Genomic DNA, 19151 nt, shown 5'->3' with positions numbered 1-19151 from the left:
GCTTTCGACCCTGCTCGGCCCGGTCGAACTACCTCGGCCCGAATCGACCAGATTCGGTTCGGGGCGAACCGTCCCGATCCGGCTCGATTCGAACCGCGAACCGACTCGCAAACCACCCGCGCGCGACCCGGACCGACGCCCGTCACCGGGTGTCTTTATCCGTTCACGCAAACCGACATACGACAGAGCTAACCAATGGCATCCAACACGCACGAACCGGCCACCGACCCCGCGCTCGCTGGCGATTACGACTACGTCAGCGACGACGTCGAGCGGCCGGGGCTGGTCGAAGACCTCCAGTCCCTCGTCGAGGGCGACGTGCGCTTCGACACCTACACGAGAACGCTGTACGCGACCGACGCGTCGGCGTACGAGCAAGTCCCCATCGGCGTCGTCATGCCGACCTCGACGGCCGACGTGGCGGCGGTGATGGAGTACTGCGCCGATCGCGAGATTCCCGTCCTCCCCCGCGGCGGCGGCACGAGCCTCGCCGGCCAGACCGTCAACGAGGCCGTCGTCCTCGACCTCGTCCGCCACATGGGCGGCGTCGAGGAAATCGACCCCGAGGCGCGGACCGCGACGGCCGAGGCGGGCGTCCGCCTCGGCGAACTCAACGAGGAGCTCGCCCTCCACGGCCTGAAGTTCGCGCCCGACCCGGCGTGGGGCGACCGCTCCGCGCTCGGCGGCGCAATCGGCAACAACTCCACCGGCTCGCACTCGCTGAAGTACGGCAAGACCGACTACTACATCGAGGAGCTAGAGGTCGTCCTCGCGGACGGCACGGTGACGACGTTCGGCGAGGTGAGCGTCGACGAACTCCGCGAATCCGGCGACCCCGACGGCGACCTCGAAGCGCGCATCTACGCCGAAATCGCGCGGATACTCGACGAGGAGGCCGACGAGATTGCAGAGCGCTTCCCCGACCTGAAGCGCAACGTCTCGGGCTACAACCTCGATATGCTCGTCGACGAGATGCGCGGCGAGCGCCGCACGCCCGACGACTCGGGCATCGACGAGGACTGGGAGGCCGGCCGCGTCAACCTCGGTCGCCTCGTCGCCGGGAGCGAAGGCACCCTCGGCATCGTGACGAAGGCGACCGTCTCGCTGGAGGAGATTCCGAACACCGCGTCGGTGGCGCTTCTCACCTACGACGACGTCATCGACGCGATGCACGACGTCGCGCCCATCCTCGAACACGAGCCCGCGGCCGTCGAGGTGATGGACGACGTGCTTCTCGGCCTCGCGCGCGACACCGCCGAGTTCGCGGACGTGGTCGGGATGCTCCCCGAAGGCACGGACTCGACGCTCCTCGTGGAGTTCTACGCCGACTCCGACGAGGCCGGCAAACAGAAGGTGGCGAACCTCATCGAAGACCGCGTCATCGACCCCGACGGGACCGAGTTCGACCCCGACGAGGGCTCGGCCTCGGTGACCGAGACGGAGCGCCGCGCGACCGACTTCATGGAGGCCCACGACGCCGACACCCGCGCGAAGTTCTGGAAGATGCGCAAGTCGGGCCTCCCGATTCTGCTGTCGCGGACGACCGACGAGAAGCACATCGCGTACATCGAGGACACCGCCATCCCGGCCGAGAACCTCCCGGCGTACGTCTCCGACTTCCAGGACATCCTCGACGAACACGACACCTTCGCGTCGTACTACGCCCACGCGGGGCCGGGCGTCCTGCACATCCGCCCGCTCGTCAACACGAAGACCGCCGAGGGCGTCGAGACGTTCGAGGCCATCGCCGACGAGGTGACGGACTTGGTCGTCAAGTACGGCGGCTCCGTCTCCGGCGAGCACGGCGACGGCCGCGCGCGCACCCAGTGGAACCGCAAGCTGTACGGCGACCACCTGTGGAACGTCTTCCGCGACCTCAAGACCGCGTTCGACCCCGACTGGCTCCTGAACCCGGGGAACATCTGCGGCGACCACGACATGACCGAGAACCTCCGCTTTTCCCCCGATTACGAGTTCGACGCCGGCTTCGAACCGGCGCTGAACTGGGACAACGACAACGGGTTCGAGGGCATGGTCGAACTCTGCCACGGCTGTGCCGGCTGTCGCGGCCAGCAGTCCACCGTCGGCGGCGTCATGTGTCCGACGTTCCGCGCCGCCGAAGAGGAGATTCAGGCGACCCGCGGCCGCGCCAACATGCTCCGGCAGGCCATGAGCGGCGGCCTCCCCGAAGACGAGATGTTCACCGACGAGTTCGTCGACGAGGTGCTCGACCTCTGTGTCGGCTGTAAGGGCTGTTCGAAGGACTGCCCCAGCGAGGTCGACATGGCGAAGATGAAAGCCGAGGTCGTCCACGAGTACCACCAGCGCAACGGCTCCAGCTTCCGCGACAAGCTGTTCGCCAACATCGACTCGCTGTCCAAACTCGGGTCGGCGTTCGCCCCGCTCGCCAACGCGGCGACGAAGGTGCCGGGCGCGCGGACGCTCATGGAGAAGACCGTCGGCATCGCCAAGGAGCGCTCGCTTCCGACGTTCCACTCGACGAGCTTCGTCGACTGGTTCGAGAGCCGCGGCGGGGGCGGCGTCCCGGAGGCGGAGGCCGACCGCAAGGCGCTGTTGTTCCCCGACACCTACACGAACTACAACCACCCCGAGGTCGGCAAGGCCGCCGTGAAGGCGCTTGAGGCCGCGAACGTCCACGTCCGGATTCCGGAGGGCGTCGCCGGCTCCGGTCGGCCCCCGCACTCGAAGGGCTTTCTCGACAAGGCCCGCGCCGATGCCGAGCAGAACGTCGAGGCGCTCGCGCCTTCCGTCGAGGAGGGCTGGGACGTCGTCCTCTGTGAGCCCTCGGACGCGGTGATGTTCCAGTCGGACTACCTCGACCTGCTCTCCGGCGACGACGTGGAGGCCGTCGCCGAAAACGCCTACGGCGTCATGGAGTACGTCGATGCGTTCCGGCTGGACGAGTCGCTGTCGTTCCGACCGCAGGACGACTACCTGACGTATCACGGACACTGCCACCAGAAGTCCACGAAGAAGGACCACCACGCCGTGGGCGTCCTCCGCCGCGCCGGCTTCGAGGTGGACCCGCTTGACTCGACGTGTTGCGGGATGTCCGGGTCGTTCGGCTACGAGGCCGAACACTACTCGATGTCGAAGGCCATCGGGAACATCCTCGAAGGACAGGTGGCCGAGAGCCCCGGCGACGTTGTCGTCGCCCCCGGCGCGTCCTGCCGGACGCAACTCGAAGACATGGACGGCGCGACCGACGACCCGCCGCACCCCGTCGAGATGCTCGCGCGCGCCATCGACGCGTAAGCGGCGCTACGGCAGAAACCACCGATTCGAGCGCGCCGCCGGTCGCCGTCCCGCCTCGTTTTTCGTCGCAGATACGTTTAGGGCGCTCGGCGGCCAACCGCGGGACGACCGAGATGCGAGGGAACCAGCCATGACACCGATGGAACTCGACGACGTGCGCGTCGACGCGTACATGACGACCGGCGTGGAGACCGTCGACCCCGACGCGTGGGTCACAGACGTGGTCGACAAACTCAAGGCGGGACCGCAGTACGGCGGCCTCCCGGTGGTCGACGACGAGAACCGCCTCCTCGGGTTCGTCGGCGCGATAGACCTCTTGGAGGTCAACGGCGACGTGCGGGTCGAGTCGGTGATGAGCCGCGACCTCGTGGTCGTCCGCCCGGAGATGACGGTGAAGAACGCCGCGCGCGTCATCTTCCGCACCGGCCACCAGTTCCTCCCCGTCGTCGACGACGACCGGGTGTTGCTCGGCCTGTTTTCGAACGGCGACGCGGTGCGGAGCCAAATCGAGCGGACGACGCCCTCGAAGGTCCAGAGCACCCGCGAGATGCTCGAACGGACCCACGACACGTCAATCGACGTCGGCGAGCGGGAAGTCGAGGTCGGCTCGCTGATTCCGACCCAGCGGGAGGTCTACGGCGACGAGCTCGAGGGCCGGAAGTACGAACTCCAGAACGGCCTCGCGGAGCCGCTCATCGTCGTCTCCCACGGGTCCGAGACGCTCCTCGTCGACGGCCACCACCGGGCGATGGCCGCGAGGCGGCTCGATATCGACCGGATGCTCGCGCACGTGCTCACGGTCTCGGAGGAGGTCGACGAACTGGGTCTGCGGCGGATGGCCCGCCTCGGCGGCCTCCGGTCGCTCGCGGACGTGGAGGTCAACGACTACCTCCAGCACCCGCTCATCGAGAAGACAGAACAGTAGACGGACCGAAGCGAGGAGGCGAAAACGGTGGGTCGAGGGTGCGGCGGGCTACTCGGCGAGGTCGTCGAGCGCGTCGCCGAAGGCTTCGAGGCCGGGTTCCATCGCCTCGGGGTCGCCGCCCAGCGAGATGCGGAACGACTCCGGCGAGTCGAAAAATCGGCCGGGGACGACGAGCACGCCGCGGTCCCACGCGGCGTCCGCGACCGCGTCGCCGTCGGCGTCGGCGTGGTCGAGGAAGGCGAACGTCCCGCCGGCGTGGATGCGCCCGTCGAGGTCGTCGCGCTCGGCGACGAACGACGCGAGGAGGTCGTGATTGGCCGAGAGGTGCTCGCGGGCGGCGGCCTCTATCTCGTCGCTGTGGTGGAGCGCGCGCCGGGCGAGTTTAGTGCTCGGTTCGGCGACCGCGGGGAGGTACATCGACGCCGAGCGGGCGCGCTCGACGACCTCCTCGGGGCCGATAATCCAGCCGACGCGGAGGCCGCCGAGGCCGTAGAACTTCGTCAGCGACCCGGTGACGACGGTGTTGTCGAGGCCGGACGCCGTGGTGCCGCCGAAGGGGCCGTCGACCGCGGGGTCGACGAAGGGCGCGTACACCTCGTCGACGAGGAGGTAGCCGCCCGCGTCGGCCGCGGCCGCCGCGACCTCGGCGAGTTCCGCGCGCGGCGTGAGTTTGCCCGACGGGTTGTGGCGGTTGGTGACGATGGCGAACGCGAAGGCGTCGGTCGAGGCCCCGTCGAGGCGGGGCGGTTCGAGTTCGTAGTCGTACTCCGGCGGGCGGACGAAGCGGTCGACGCGCGCGCCGAGCGCCTCCGAGGTGACAACGAGCGGCTGGTAGCCCGGCTTCTCCACGAGCACCTGCGGGCGCGAGGCGTCGGATTCGTCACGGTCTTCGTCGTCGCCGGACGCGAGGTCGAGGAGGGCGCAGGCGGCGAAGAAGTTCGCGTTCGTCGCGCCCGCGGTGACGAGGACCGACGACTCGGAGACGCCGTAGCGTTCCGCGAGTTGGCCGGCGAGCGTCGCGTCTTCGGGGTCCGAGCGACCCGCGAGAACCGGCGGGACGAGGTCGTCGCCGCGCCGGGACGAGCCGAGGTCGCTCGTCGCGAGGTCGTGGGTGGCCTCGTCCACCCGGTCGACAATCCACTCCAGATAGGGAATTCCGGGAAACGTCGTCGTCATTGGGACTCCTTCGCGGGCACTGCCGTAAGTCGTTGGGGTCTCGGGGACATCGGCCGCAGGCGATGGGGGACGGCGGGGCGCTCAGCGGTCGTCGGTCGTCGGCCGAGGAAGCGGCGCGGCGTCCGTCTGCCAGTCGTCGATGCGTCGCCTGGCCCACGACACCGCCGGCCGCGAGTCGTTGTAGATGACGCCCGCGAGACCTCGCTCCGAGTACGCGACCAGGAACGCGACGGGGCCGTCCGGGAGGTCCGAAACGACGAGACTGTAGGGAAGCGAATCGACCGACCGGAGCGAAAAGGAGTCGACCGACCACGCCTCGGCGAGCTGTGGCCGGTAGGCGGTGACGAGCCGCTGGACCACGTCGTCGGTGGCGACGATGTCGACCGGGATGCCGCCCTCGACGACGGCCCGGTAGTAGGCGTCGACCTGCGAGGGAAGGGCCCCGCGGACGCAACCGCGTACCGACGTCGCCTCTTCGACGAAGGACGTGAGCTTCGACAGCGCGGGGCCGGAACCGCCATCGGTGACGGAGATGGCGTCACAGCCGTCGAGGAACGCCGGTGCGAGCGGCGCGTCCGAGTCGAGGGAGTCGAGCACCGCGGCGGCCGCGTCGATGTCGTCCAGACACTCGACGAAGTGCGCGTACGTATCGAGCGCCATTCGACCGGCGAGCGTCGGGCGGTGGACGCCGCCGTTCGTCTCGACGAAGCCCGCGCTCTCCAGCTCGCGAAGCCCGCGGTCGACGGTCGACCGCGACACCGGGAGGTCGTCCGCGAGCTCCGCCGTCGTCCGAGGCTGGCGAACGACGGCGTCGAGCACGTCGGCGCGCGACGCGAGCACGTCGAACACCTCGTCGACCTCGGACCGAACCATGTCGAACTGCATGAACGTGTTACTACTTAAATAACAGGAGAACCGACGCTTAGTATATAAATAAACGAACTGTTTATATATTATAACTCACGGCGTGCGTGAGTGATGCGATGGGTGAAGTAAAGCGTGTGGCAGGAGTATGAGGGAGTGCCGGGGTGCCTCTGACAACCGGCTTTTCGCCCGAGCCGGGGTGCCCGGTCCGGTTCGGGCGTCAGAAGGGGAAGACATTCCCCTTCACATTTTGCTCTGAAACGCTTCTTCGACGAGGGGAACCGCCGTCTCCACCGAGTCGCCGCGCGCGAGGTGCGCGTCGCACGAGCAGTCCGACGAGCCGAAGCCATCGACGCCCGCCGCACCGAGCGACGACGCGAGGTCGGTCGCGACCGCGCACTCCACGTCGCGGTCGGTGACGCAGACGACGCGCGCGAGGTCGACCGCGGGGGACCCGCCGAGGTAGTCGACGTGCCAGTGGCGGGCGTCGTGGTCGCCGGCCGCGACGCGTCGGTGGCGGCGGACGCGGCGGAGGCCGCCCGTTCCGAACGCGCTCCCGACGTAGACGTAGGCTCCCGCCGAGAGGCGGTGGTCGCCCAGCGCGCCGACCTCGACGGTCACCGCGGGTGCGTCGAAGACCAGCGCGTACGTCCCGACGGGCGACCGAGCGTCGAGCGCCAGCGGGTCGTCGTCGGTGCCGAGGACCGCGGAGTCGAGCGAGTGGACTGTCGGGGCGTCGTCGGTCGGGGTCCGCGGGGTGGTCATAGTCGGAGTACGTCCGTCCGGTTACGAAAGCTCGGCGGGTCGCTGTTCGGCGTTGTCGAGGAGGGCCGGGAACAGGTCGGCCGCGGCGGCGTCGAGGTCGTAGACGCTGTGGACGTCGTCGGGGTCGCGGCCGCGGCCGCTGGCGGCACCGACGGCCTTGGCGATTCTGTCGTAGTTGTCGCGGACGAGACTGCCGAGGAGGCCGGGCATCCCGGCGCGGTCGGTGAGTTCCTTCGCGGCGGCGCGGCCGGCGTAGACGCGGCGCGCTCGGCGGTCGACGAAGACCATGGCGAACGGCACGTCGGCGAACTGGGCGTCGAGGAACGCCTGTGCCGCGTCGTCGTACCACGAGATGGCCTCCACGTCGTCGAGGCGCTTCAGCGCCGACGCGGCGACAGAGCAGTAGGCGCACTCGCCGTCGTAGATGAGCACGGCGTCCGCGGACTCCTTCATACGCTTCCGTCGGGGCGCGGAGAACAAAAACGGCCCGGCGGCCGTACCGTGTGCTATCAGTTCCGGCCTGCGACAGCGTTAGGGCGACCACGTCCGCAGTAGGCGTGTGGACGACCTCATCGAGTGGCTTCGGACCAGACCGTACTACGAGGGACAGATTCGGTCCCACCGCCGGTTCGAGGCGCGCGAGCCGGCGTTCGCCGACGTGGACCTCGAACCGCGGTTGGCGTCGGCGCTCGACGACCGCGGCATCGACCGACTCTACCGGCATCAGGCCGAGGCGGTCGAGGCCATCCGCGACGGGAACAACGTCGTGTTGGCGACGCGGACGGCGAGCGGCAAGAGCCTCGCGTACACCGTCCCGGCGTTCGAGCGGGCGATGGACCACGGCGGGCGGACGCTCTATCTCGGCCCGCAGAACGCGCTCGTCGCCGACCAACTCGACACGCTGTCGGACCTCGCGCGCGGCCTCGGCTTCGGCAGTCGCGTCTCGGTCGACCAGTACACCGGGCGGCTGTCGAAATCGGAGAAGCGCGAGGTGAGAAAGCGGATGCCGACGGTCCTGCTTTCGAACCCCGACATGGTTCACTACGCGCTCCTCCCGCACGCCCACCGGCTGTGGGAGTGGTTCTTCTCCTCGCTTGAGACGGTCGTCATCGACGAGGTCCACGGCTACCGCGGGGTGTTCGGGAGCCACGTCGCTTTGCTCATTCGCCGGCTCAAGCGCGTCTGCGAGCGGTTCGGTGCCGACCCGCAGTTCGTCTGCTGTTCGGCCACCATCGGCAACCCCGTCGAGCACGCCGCGCGCATCACGGGCGAGCGGGAGGACTCCTTCGCGCTCGTGGACGAGGACGCGAGCGGGACCGGCGAGACCAACTGGCTCCTCTGGAACCCCCCGGAGTACGACAACCCCGACGCCGGCGGGTCGGGGCGGCGGCGCTCGGGTCACGTCGAGACGAAGAACCTCTTTGTCGACCTCGTCGCGCGCGGTCACCAGACGCTGGCGTTCACCCGCGCCCGACAGGCCGCCGAACGGTACGCTTCCGAGAGCGCGAGCGACCTCAGAAGCCGCGGCGAACACGGACTCGCGGGCGAGGTGGCGGCGTATCAGGCCTCCCTGACCCACGACCGGCGGCGAGAGATAGAGGCCGGCCTCCACGACGGCGACATCGCGGGCGTCTGGAGCACCAACGCGCTCGAACTCGGCGTCGACGTGGGCGGCCTCGACGTGGTGCTCATCGACGGCTACCCCGGCACGCGGATGTCCGCGTGGCAACAGGCCGGGCGGGCGGGTCGCGGCGACAGGCCCGCGCTCGTCGTCCTCGTCGGCGGCGAGGACCAACTCGACCAGTATCTGATGAACCACCCCGCGGAGTTCTTCGACGGCGACCCCGAACGGGCCGTCTCCGACCCGGAAAACGACCATCTCCTCCCGTCGCACGTCGCCTGCGCGGCCGCGGAGAACTGGCTCTCGACCGACGACGAATCGTACTTCGGCGGGTCGTTCCCCGGCGCCGTCTCCGACCTCGAAGCCGACGGCACGCTGGCGCGCCGGGAGACCGACGACGGCCTCCGGTGGACCCACGACGGGGGCGAGAGCCCGCAACACGCGATGAGCCTCCGAACCATCACCGACCGCGAGGTGCAACTGATGGACTCGCGGAACGACGAGACCATCGCCACGCTGGCGTTCGACGACGCGCTCCGGGACGCCCATCCGGGCGCGGTCTACCACCATCAGGGCCAGACGTACGAGGTCGCCGAGTTGGATTTGGACCGCGACGTGGCCCGGCTCCAGCCGACGTGGGCGGACTACTACACCCGCGTCCTCCACGACAAACACATCACGGTCGAGCGGGACATCCTGTCGAAGCCGCTGTCGGCGCGAGACGACGTGGAGGTCCGGTTCGCGGAGGTGACGATGCGAAAGCAGATAACGGGCTTCGAGCGCCGCGACCCGAAGCGCGGGACGACAATCGGCCAGCAACTGCTCGACCTCCCGGAGACGAGTCTGCGGACGAAGGCGCTGTACTTCACCGTCCCCGGCGACGTGGAAGGGGAGATGCGCGAGCTATCGAACGACCGCCCGGAGGGCCGCGACTACGGCTTCAACGGCGGCATCCACGCCGCGGAACACGGGATGATTTCGCTGTTCCCGCTCCGACTCCTCTGTGACCGCGGCGACATCGGCGGGCTCTCGACGCCGTACCACTCTCATACTGACCAATCGACTATCTTCATCTACGACGGCCACCCCGGCGGGGTCGGCATCACGCGCGCCGGCTACGACATCGTCGAGGGACTGATGCGCCAGACCGCCGACCTGATTTCGGACTGCGACTGCGAGGACGGCTGTCCCTCCTGCGTGCAGTCGCCGCAGTGCGGCAACGCGAACGACCCGCTGGCGAAGGACACGGCCGTCCTGCTGTTGGAGTCGCTGACGGGGACGCGGGCCTGAATCCGGCGGCCGGGCGCGAACCGCCCGCCCCCGCCGACCCGACGGGTGAAATATCACGATACCGGCATTTCAGGGCCGCTATTCCGAACCAACAGCTATTTTTGGGAACCCTAAATCTATAGGGGCAATGAACGCGGACATCTGCGTGGTCGTCCCGACAATCCGGGAGTACGAGTGCATGCGGTCGTACTTCGACAACGCCCGCGCGCACGAGTTCGACCTCGACCGGCTGTTCGTCCTCCTCGTGACGGAGGACTTCTGCGACGCCGAGGGGATGGCGTCGATGCTGGACGACGAGGGGGTTTCGGGCGCGGTCTTCGACGGGTCGGCCCGCGAGGAGTGGTACGACGAACACGACATCTCCGAGTACTCGCATCTCGTGCCGGCGGCGAGCCACGCCCAGACGAGCTTCGGCCTGCTGTACATGTGGGCGCACTCCGAGTTCGACTACGGCGTGTTCATCGACGACGACACGCTCCCCCACGACGAGTGGGACTTCTTCGGTCGCCACATGGCGAACCTCGACCGCACCGACGAGGTGGAGTCGGTGTCGAGCGACGAGCGCTGGGTGAACGTCCTCTACCAGAACGCCGACGAACACGGGCTGTACCCCCGCGGCTACCCCTACTCGGCGATGGACGAGACGGTCGAGACCGGAACGCGCGAACTCCGCGACGTGGTCGCCTCGCAGGGGCTGTGGACGAACGTCCCGGACCTCGACGCGGTCCGCATCCTGATGGACGGCGACCTCGAAGGGCAGGCCCAGACACGGACCGACTTCGAGGACTTCGATGGTGACTTCGTCGCCGAACCGGGCCAGTACCTCACCGTCTGCTCGATGAACCTCGCGTTCGAACGCGAAGTCATCCCGGCGTTCTACCAGCTCCCGATGGACGACAACGAGTGGGAGGTCGGCCGCTTCGACGACATCTGGTCGGGCGTCTTCCTCAAGCGCGCCGCCGACGTGCTCGGAAAGGACGTGCTCACCGGCTACCCGCTGTGCGAGCACAACAAGGCCGCCCGCCCGACGTTCGACGACCTCAACAACGAGGTGCCGGGGCTCGAACTCAACGAGCATCTCTGGGAGGTCGTGGACGCGGTCGGCGACGACGCCGACAGCTACGCGGGCGTCTTCGAGGCGATGGCCGACGCGCTCGCCGACGGCGACTGGTCCGACTACCGCAACGGCGACTTCTTCAACTACGTCGGCGAGCACATGCGCGACTGGCTGGACTGCCTCGACGCGCTCGCCGCGCCGCGGGCCGCCGCGCCGGCCGACGATTGAACGGGCGACGGCGAACGCCACCCGCGCGACGACGCGGGGGAGGTGACCCGCGTCCCGCGATTCGGCCGCGTCGCCCGACAAATCGGTAGGTATAAATGATTTAGGGAGACCTAAATCAATGTATGCACGAACGCGACCGAGAGCCTCGCGGCCACAGTCGTCGCCGGTTCATCGCGACGACGGCGGCCCTCGGGGTCGGCGCGCTCGCCGGGTGTACCGGCGGCGACGAGGAGACGGAGACGACGACCGAAGCCGGAGCCAACGAGTCGGTCGGACAGATCGGGTCCGGGCGGTCTCCGTTCGGCGACCGCGACATCACCGGCGGCGTCTCCGTCGCGGAGATGCCGGACCTCTCGGGCGAACTCACGCTCTACTCGGGTCGCGGACAGGCGCTCGTCGGCGAGCTCATCTCCTTTTTCGAGGAGTACTACGACGAGTTCACCATTCGCCCGCGGTACAACTCGGCGGCCGAACTGGTCAACCAGATTCAGACCGAGGGCCAGAACAGCCCCGCGGACGTGTTCTTCTCGGTCAACGCGGGTTCGCTCGGCGCGCTGAAGGACGCCGGTCGCACGCAGGAGCTTCCGAGCGACGTGCTCGACCTCGTCCGCGACGAGTTCCACGACCCGGACGGCCAGTGGACCGGGACCTCCGGTCGCGCCCGGACCGTCCCGTTCAACACCGACCAGTTCGACGAGTCGGACGTCCCCGACGACATCATGGCCTTCCCCGACACGGAGGCGTTCAGAGACAACATCGGCTGGGCACCGACGTACTCCTCGTTCCAGGCGTTCGTCACGGCGATGCGCGTCCTCGAAGGCGAAGACGCCACGAGAGAGTGGTTACAGGGCATGCAGGACCTCGGCGTCACGGAGTACAACGACGAGTTCCTCGTCTCGCAGGCCGTCGCCGACGGCGAAATCGGCGCGGGCTTCGCCAACCACTACTACATCCAGCGCATCCTCGCCGGGCGACCGAACGCGCCGCTTTCGACCGCCTTCACCGCGGGCGACGCCGGCTCGATTTTCAACGTCGCGGGCGCGCTCGTCCTCGACAGTACCGACGACGCCGAACTGGCGAGCAACTTCGTTCGCCACCTGCTTTCGGCCGAAGCGCAGGACTACTTCGCGCGGACCACCTTCGAGTACCCCCTCGTTTCGGGCGTCGACCCCATCGGCGAACTGCCGAGCATCGACGAACTCAGCCCGCCGGAGTCGCTCGACCTGACCCAGCTTTCGGACCTCGAAGGAACCGTGGAACTCTTGCGTGAGGTGGGCGTCCTCTGAGGTAGCACACTCATGGCGACCGAACAGCAGACGGGGACCGGTGGAGGAGACGACGAGCAACCGCTCGGTCTGACCATCGCGAGCGGGGCCGTCGCCGCCGCCGTCGTCGTCCCGCTGTTGTGGCTCGTCAAGACCGCGCTCGACGTGGGGTTCGCCGAGGCGGTGTCGCTCGTCACCCGGCCGACGACCGTCGAAGTGTTCCTGAACAGCGCCGTCCTCGTCACGCTCGTCACCGCCGCGTGCATCGGGCTCGGCGTCCCGCTGGCGTACCTGACCGTCCGGACCGACCTGCCGTTCAGGCGCTTTTGGACCGTGGTCGTCTCGCTCCCGCTCGTCATCCCGAGCTACATCGGCGCGTTCGCGTTCGTCTCGGCGTTCGGCCCGCGGGGCGCGTTCCAGCGGCTCTTGGCCCCGCTCGGCGTCGAGTCGCTCCCCGAGATATACGGACTACCCGGTGCCGTTTTGGTGCTGACGCTCTACACGTACCCATACGTGTTCATCACCACCCGGGCCGCGCTGAAGTCGATGGACACCACGCTCATCGACGCCGCGCGGACCCTGAACCACAGCCGCTGGGAGGCGTTCAAGCGGGTGACGGTCCCGCAGATTCGCCCCGCGGTCGCCGCCGGCTCGCTCCTGACGGCGCTGTACGTCCTCTCGGACTTCGGCACGCCGGCGATTATGCGGTTCGACGCCTTCACCCGCGTCATCTACGTGGAGTTCGGGACGTTCGGCCGCGACACCGCGACGCTCCTGTCGCTCCAACTCATCGCCGTGACGCTCCTCATCTTGACCCTCGAATCGAAGATTCGGGGCGACGAGCGCACGACGACCGGCGGGCGCTCGGGGGCGCCGATGCCGCTCGGCCGGTGGAAGTACCCGGCGCTCGGCTTCGCGGCGCTCGTCGCGACCGTCGGGCTCCTCGTCCCGCTCGGCATCCTCTTTACGTGGCTCGCGCAGGGCGTCGCCGCGACGAGCGGGTCGCTCGCGTTCCAACCCGAGTACGCGTTCAACTCGGTCCTCGTCGCGGCGGCGACCGCGGGCGCGGCGACGCTCGCCGGCCTGCCCGTCGCGTACCTCGCCGCGCGGCACCCCTCGCGGCTGAGTTCCGTCTTCGAGCGCGCGACCTACGTCGGCTACGCGGTGCCGGGCGTCGTCCTCGGGCTGGCGCTCGTCTTCTTCGGAAGCTCGTACGCGACGCCCATCTATCAGACGCTCTACCTCCTCGTGTTCGCCTACGTCATCCGCTTTCTCCCGCAGGCAATCGGGTCGCTCCGGGCGTCGTTCCTCCGGGTCGACCCCGCGCTCCCGGAGGCGGCGCGGACGCTCGGCGAGACCCCGACGGGGGCGTTCCGGCACGTCACGCTCCCGCTCGTCGCGCCCGGCCTGTTCGGCGGCGCGGCGCTCGTCTTCCTGACCACGATGAAGGAACTGCCCGCGACGCTCCTGCTCCGCCCCTCGGGGTTCAGCACGCTCGTGACACACATCTGGACGGCCTACGAGCAGGGCTACTTCGGTCAGGCCGTCGTGCCCGCGTTCATCCTGCTTTTCGTCTCCGGGCTCTCGATGCTCGTTATCATCACCCAAGAGGGATACGATGTCAAATAGCACACTCTCGACCACCGACCGCTCGAACCGCGCGGAATCCACCGGCTCCGAGGCCGACGACGAGGACATCGGCGGCGTCCTCGAACTCGACGGCGTCTCGAAGTCCTACGGCACCGAGTCGGTCATCGACGACCTCTCGCTCAGCGTCGAGGAGGGCGAAATCCTCACGCTCCTCGGCCCCTCGGGCTGTGGGAAGACGACGACGCTCCGACTCATCGCCGGACTCGACCGCCCCGACGGGGGCGAGGTCCGACTGAACGGGAACGTCGTCTCCGGCGGCGACACCTTCCGCGCGCCCGAGGAGCGCGGCGTCGGCGTCGTCTTCCAGGAGTTCGCGCTGTTCCCGCATCTCACCGCGGCCGAGAACATCGCCTTCGGGCTGAAGGACCTCGACGAGGCCGCGCGCGACGAGCGCGTCGCCGACCTCCTCGACCTCGTGGGACTGGAGACCCAAGGCGACAGCTACCCCGACGAGCTCTCCGGCGGCCAGCAACAGCGGGTCGCCCTCGCGCGCTCGCTCGCGCCGGAGCCGGCCATCCTGCTCCTCGACGAGCCCTTCTCGAACCTCGACGTGGACCTCCGCGTCCAGATGCGCGAGGAGGTCCGCCGCATCCTCAAGGAGGCCGGCGTGACGGCCGTCTCCGTCACCCACGACCAAGAGGAGGCGATGTCCATCTCCGACCGCGTGGCCGTGATGAACGACGGCGACCTCGAACAGGTGGGCGAACCCGAACAGGTGTTCCAACACCCCGAGTCCCGGTTCGTCGCGGGCTTCCTCGGCTACGCCGGGTTCCTGCCGGGACGCATCGCGGGCGACGTGGTCGAGACCGAACTCGGGACGGTCGGCCGCGACCAGATTCACGGCCTCGCGCCCGAGTACGACGACACCGACATCGACATCCTCGTTCGCCCCGACGACGTGTCGGCGCATCCCTGCAACGGCGGCGGCGACGGCCACGGCGAGGTCGTCGGCAAGCGCTACCTCGGGCCGACCATCCTCTACGAGGTCGAACTCCACGGCGGCGACAACCTGCTGTGCATGCACAACCACGACGAGACCGTCCCGACCGACGGTTGCGTCGAGGTGACGCTCGACGCCGGCCACGAACTCGCGTGGTTCCCGCGCGAACAGCGCCCCGAGACCGGCCTCTACTCGGACTGAGGATGGGTCGGCGAGACTCGAACACGGGCCGGAGGGTCCCGCTCGGCGGGCGCGTTCGCGCCGCCGTCCGCGGCCTCGCGTTCGACACCGACTTCTCCATCGACATCGACCGAAACCGGACGCGGCGGCGACTCGCCGCGCTCTGTGTCTCGCTTCTCGTCGGCCTCGTCGTGACGTGGCTCGCGGTCGACCTCTTTCCGTACCACACCGTCAACGACGACGAGGGCGTCTACCTCACTCAGGCCGCGATGCTCCTCGAAGGCAAGCTGTTCCTCTATCCCGGCCAACTGACCGAGGCCGTCAGGCCGTGGTTCTTCGTGGTACAAGAGACGCCGAGCGCGCCCGGCGGCGTCCAGCTCTACTCGAAGTACTCGCCGGCGGTGCCGGCGCTGTTCGCGGTCGGCCTCGCGGTCGGGCTTCCGAACCTCGTGTTGGGAGCCATCGCCGCGGCGTCCGCCGCGTTAGTCTACGCCCTCACCGCCGACGCGTTCGACCGGACGACCGGCGTCGTCGCGGCGGGCCTGCTCGGCCTCTCGCCGCTGTTTCTCATCACCTCGGCGACGTTCCTCGCGTACGCGCCGACGACGATGCTCAACCTCGGGTTCGCCGTCTGCTACGTCCGGGCCGCCCGCCGAGACTCCTCGGGCTACGCCGTCGTCGCGGGCGCGCTCGTCGGCGCGGCGTTCTTCGCCCGCCCGTACACCGCCGTCCTGTTCGCCCTGCCCTTCATCGCCCACTCGCTGTGGGCGCTGGCGACCGCCCGCCGCGCGGGGACCGGCTGGGTCGTCTTCCGTCGGTACGCCGCCGTCGCGCTCCCCGGCCTCGCGTTCGTCGGCCTGACGCTCGCGTACAACGCCGTCGTGACGGGCGACCCGCTCACGTTCCCGTACATCGCCTTCGCACCGCGGGACGGCATCGGCTTCGGCGAGCGGGCCATCCTCGACTACGAGGTCGTCTACACGCCCGCCATGGGCGTCGAGACCGCCGTCGAGGCGCTCGACCGACTCGCGTTACGCTGGGGGCCGATGGGGTGGCTCGGCACCGTCGCCGCGGTGTTCGGCCTCGGCGTCACCGCCCGCCGCTGGTGGAGCCACAAGACCGGCCGAAACCTCCGGGGGAGCGCGAGACGCCGCCACCACGGACTCGGCGGCCGCGACCGCGCGTTCACCGAACTCTCCGACGACGCCCTCGCCTGCGTCGTCGCGGGCGTGTTCGCCTCGGTGTTCCTCGGCAACGCCGCCTTCTGGGGGACGCACAACGGTCTTCGAAACGGCCTCATCGACCTCCTCGGCCCGTTCTACCACTTCGACGCGCTCGTCCCGCTGGCGGTGTTCGGCGCGGCCGGCGTCGTCGCCGGCGCTCGGCTCCTCCGCCGGCTGGCCCACCGCCGCTTTTCGGCCTCGGAGGCCCGCGGCGTCGTCTTCTCGGTGCTTCTCGTCTCGGCGCTGTTCGCCGGCGGCGTGACCGTCGGCGCGGTCGAAGACCCCTACGACGAAAACCGGCTCCGAACCGAGAACCTCGCGGCGACCTACGAACCGCTCCTCGACGCCGGCTTCGAACAGCCGCCGCTGACGCCGTCGCTTCCGGGCGTCGATGCCGGCGGTATCGAGGGCGGTGCCGACGGTCTCGGCGTCGCCGGCGACCCGTCCGCCGCCGGTAACGAGACGAAGGCGCTCGTCTTCCACCCCGACCCCTACGGCGACTGGTCGGCCCATCCCTTCCAGACGCTCCGCAACGACCCCGGGTTCGACGGTCCGGTGGTGTACGCACTCGACGACGGGGCCGAACGGGACTTCGCGGTCCTCGACGCCACGAACCGAACGCCGTATCGGTTCACCTATCGGGGCACGTGGACCGGAGCAACCGAGGCGGTCGAACCGGACCTGACCCGACTCGACGTGCTCGCCGGCGAGCGGGTCGACGCGACGACGACGCTCGGCGCGCCCGCGGGGGCGAACACGGCGTCGGTCCGCGTCGAGACCAAGGCGGGCTACGCCCGTTACGACGCGGCGACGGCCGAGAACCTGACCGTCGAGTGGTCGCTTTCGCCGGCGGGCGTGGCCGTGACGAACCGGCCGCTGGCCGCCGGTCCCGAGCGACTGTCGATTCCGCCCGGCGCGAGCGAGGTCGACCTCGCGGTGACCTACGTCGGCGACTTCGGCGAGACGGTCACGTACCGACAGACCGTGACGGTCGAGCGCTCGGGCGGCGAGATACGGGTTCTCTGGCCGCCGGAGACCCGCGTCTGCCGGCTGACCACCGACTGCGGGACGGAAGGCGAGTGGGTCGGCCCCGACGGCGACTACCTCGACGGCGTCTCGGTCGAGACCGACGCGCGCGTCGCCTGAGGCGAGCGTCGAGAGCCGGCGGCTCGCGGGAGTGTGGGCGTCGGGAAAAAATGAAACGTCGCGGTCGGCGGCTCAGTCGTCGGCCGGGCCGGTCGAGCCCGACGAGCCGAGGAAGCCGTCGACGGTCGCGCGCTTCGCGATGTGCGGGCGGTAGACCCACGCGTTCAGGAGGACGATGGGAACCATCGTCGCCGCGACGAGCGCGTAGCCGACGTGCAGGTTCGGCAGGAGCACAGACGAGTAGACGAGCGGGTAGGTGATGCCGCCGATGGTGCCGACGCCGCCGACGACGCCCGCGACGGCCCCCGAGCTGTTGGGGAACATCGCGGGGACCTGCGCGAAGATAGCGCCCTCAGCGAAGGCGCAGGCCATGCCGACCATGAAGCCGGCGGCCACCGCGATGAGGACGGTCCCCGAGAGGCCGGCGAGCGTCATGACGAGCATGGCGACGACGATGAACGAGAGCGACACGAACGTCCACTGCTCGCGGTAGCGGCCCTCGAAGACGGGCAGGATGTCCATCTCCTTGCGCGCCAGCACGTCGCTGACGTAGCCGCCGATGGGCCGGAGCAGGCCGGCCGCGATGGAGAACGTGGCCGCGAACGTGCTCGCGAGCACGAGGTTGTTCGTGTTGAACGCCTCGCGGTAGTAGGTGGCGAGCCAGCCGTTCATCGAGAGTTCGAGACCGAAGCTCATGACGTAGGCGAGCGCGAGCGCGACGGTCCCGTAGCGGGTCGCGGTGTGGACCCACTGCTTGAGCGTCGCGTTGTCGGCGGTCGCCTGCCGGCGCTCGTCGTTCGCCGCGGCCTCGCCGAGGAGGTAGTAGGCGACCGCGAGCAGAATCGAGACGACGCCGGTGTAGAAGAACGCCGCCCGCCAGTTGCTCTGGAACAGGGGCCCGCTCCAGTCCGCCCCGAACACGCGGGGCAGGATGAGCGCGCCGCCGGCGGCCCCGGCGTTCCCGATGCCGGCGTAGATGCCCTCGGCCATGCCGAGGTTCTCCTCTTCGAACCACTCCGAGACGTGCTGGATGCCGATGACGAACGTGATGCCCGCCGTGGCGACGATGAGGCGCTCGACGAAGAACACGGTGTAGCTCTCGGCGAAGGCGCTCGCCATCGAGAACACCCCGACGTAGCCGAGGACGATGGCGAACACCACCGGCGCGCCGAACTTATCCGAGAGCCAGCCGGTGAGGATGCGGCCGAAGGGCGCGAGCCAGATTGCCGCGCTCGCCAAGATGCCGATTTCGGCGAGCGAAAGCCCGAACTCCTCCGCCATCGGCCCCGTGAAGGGCGCGAACGAGAACCAGATGAGAAAGGAGAAGTTGAACCCGATAGTGGCGAGAAGGAGCGTTCGCCACTTGGTCATCTTTACGAGACCCATACAGCAACCTCCGAAATAGGAGCACAATCGTGTACAATCCCACCGTTCTTCTGCATTAGTTTGAACATCATGTAGCGGATAGCACAGAGACATCATAGAAAAGTACTGTCCACAATTCTCCATAAACACTTACCGAGTGTTTAGAGAATTGAACTAGAT

Annotated in this window: 13 protein-coding genes; 8 read left to right on the top strand and 5 right to left on the bottom strand. The window is 68.8% G+C overall.

What is annotated here, in order from left to right; all coding sequences use genetic code 11:
• The first annotated feature begins 195 nt into the window (after positions 1-195).
• Together IEV64_RS08495 and IEV64_RS08490 are read left to right on the top strand one after the other, a co-directional pair.
• Positions 196-3276, top strand: coding sequence for an FAD-binding and (Fe-S)-binding domain-containing protein (locus IEV64_RS08495; protein WP_188423655.1), 3081 nt, complete (start codon positions 196-198; stop codon positions 3274-3276).
• Positions 3277-3415: 139 nt separating this feature from the next.
• Positions 3416-4201 carry a CBS domain-containing protein gene (locus IEV64_RS08490; protein WP_007274463.1) on the top strand — a complete coding sequence of 262 codons (786 nt, stop codon included), beginning with the start codon at positions 3416-3418 and terminating at the stop codon, positions 4199-4201.
• 48 nt (positions 4202-4249) lie between these two features.
• On the opposite strand, the gene IEV64_RS08485 is transcribed toward IEV64_RS08490, so the two are convergent.
• The 4 genes from IEV64_RS08485 to IEV64_RS08470 form a co-directional block, all read right to left on the bottom strand.
• Entirely contained in the window at positions 4250-5377 is a 1128-nt protein-coding gene (locus tag IEV64_RS08485) for a pyridoxal phosphate-dependent aminotransferase (RefSeq protein WP_188423654.1), read from the bottom strand.
• An 81-nt stretch (positions 5378-5458) separates the two neighbouring features.
• Positions 5459-6262 carry a helix-turn-helix transcriptional regulator gene (locus IEV64_RS08480; protein ID WP_007274465.1) on the bottom strand — a complete coding sequence of 268 codons (804 nt, stop codon included), beginning with the start codon at positions 6260-6262 and terminating at the stop codon, positions 5459-5461.
• A 222-nt stretch (positions 6263-6484) separates the two neighbouring features.
• On the bottom strand, positions 6485-7006 hold the full coding sequence (locus IEV64_RS08475; RefSeq protein WP_007274466.1) for a GIY-YIG nuclease family protein: 522 nt from the start codon (positions 7004-7006) through the stop codon (positions 6485-6487).
• 21 nt (positions 7007-7027) lie between these two features.
• Positions 7028-7459: a thiol-disulfide oxidoreductase DCC family protein gene (locus tag IEV64_RS08470; RefSeq protein ID WP_007274467.1), complete on the bottom strand. Its 432-nt coding sequence runs from the start codon at positions 7457-7459 to the stop codon at positions 7028-7030.
• Positions 7460-7565: 106 nt separating this feature from the next.
• On the opposite strand from IEV64_RS08470, the gene IEV64_RS08465 reads away from it, so the two are divergent.
• The 6 genes from IEV64_RS08465 to IEV64_RS08440 all read left to right on the top strand — a co-directional run bounded on the left by IEV64_RS08465 (position 7566) and on the right by IEV64_RS08440 (position 17606).
• Complete coding sequence (locus tag IEV64_RS08465) at positions 7566-9917, top strand: DEAD/DEAH box helicase (protein ID WP_188423653.1); 2352 nt, start codon at positions 7566-7568, stop codon at positions 9915-9917.
• Between the two features lie 127 nt (positions 9918-10044).
• A complete protein-coding gene (locus tag IEV64_RS08460) occupies positions 10045-11202 on the top strand; it encodes an alpha-1 4-glucan-protein synthase (protein ID WP_188423652.1) in 1158 nt (385 codons plus the stop codon).
• Positions 11203-11324: 122 nt separating this feature from the next.
• A complete protein-coding gene (locus IEV64_RS08455) occupies positions 11325-12488 on the top strand; it encodes an iron ABC transporter substrate-binding protein (protein ID WP_007274470.1) in 1164 nt (387 codons plus the stop codon).
• A 12-nt stretch (positions 12489-12500) separates the two neighbouring features.
• On the top strand, positions 12501-14096 hold the full coding sequence (locus tag IEV64_RS08450) for an ABC transporter permease (RefSeq protein WP_188423651.1): 1596 nt from the start codon (positions 12501-12503) through the stop codon (positions 14094-14096).
• On the top strand, positions 14086-15258 hold the full coding sequence (locus IEV64_RS08445) for an ABC transporter ATP-binding protein (protein ID WP_007274472.1): 1173 nt from the start codon (positions 14086-14088) through the stop codon (positions 15256-15258). Before IEV64_RS08450 ends, IEV64_RS08445 begins: the two co-directional genes overlap by 11 nt.
• A 2-nt stretch (positions 15259-15260) precedes the next feature.
• Positions 15261-17606, top strand: coding sequence for a DUF7846 domain-containing protein (locus IEV64_RS08440; RefSeq protein WP_188423650.1), 2346 nt, complete (start codon positions 15261-15263; stop codon positions 17604-17606).
• 72 nt (positions 17607-17678) lie between these two features.
• Here IEV64_RS08440 and IEV64_RS08435 read toward each other — a convergent pair whose 3' ends face one another.
• Positions 17679-18977 carry an MFS transporter gene (locus tag IEV64_RS08435; RefSeq protein ID WP_004970535.1) on the bottom strand — a complete coding sequence of 433 codons (1299 nt, stop codon included), beginning with the start codon at positions 18975-18977 and terminating at the stop codon, positions 17679-17681.
• Positions 18978-19151 lie beyond the last annotated feature (174 nt).

Source organism: Haloferax sulfurifontis, assembly GCF_014635105.1.
Classification (GTDB): domain Archaea; phylum Halobacteriota; class Halobacteria; order Halobacteriales; family Haloferacaceae; genus Haloferax; species Haloferax denitrificans.
The sequence above is the reverse complement of the archived record's forward strand: the minus strand, read 5'-3'. Positions and strand labels throughout refer to the sequence as shown.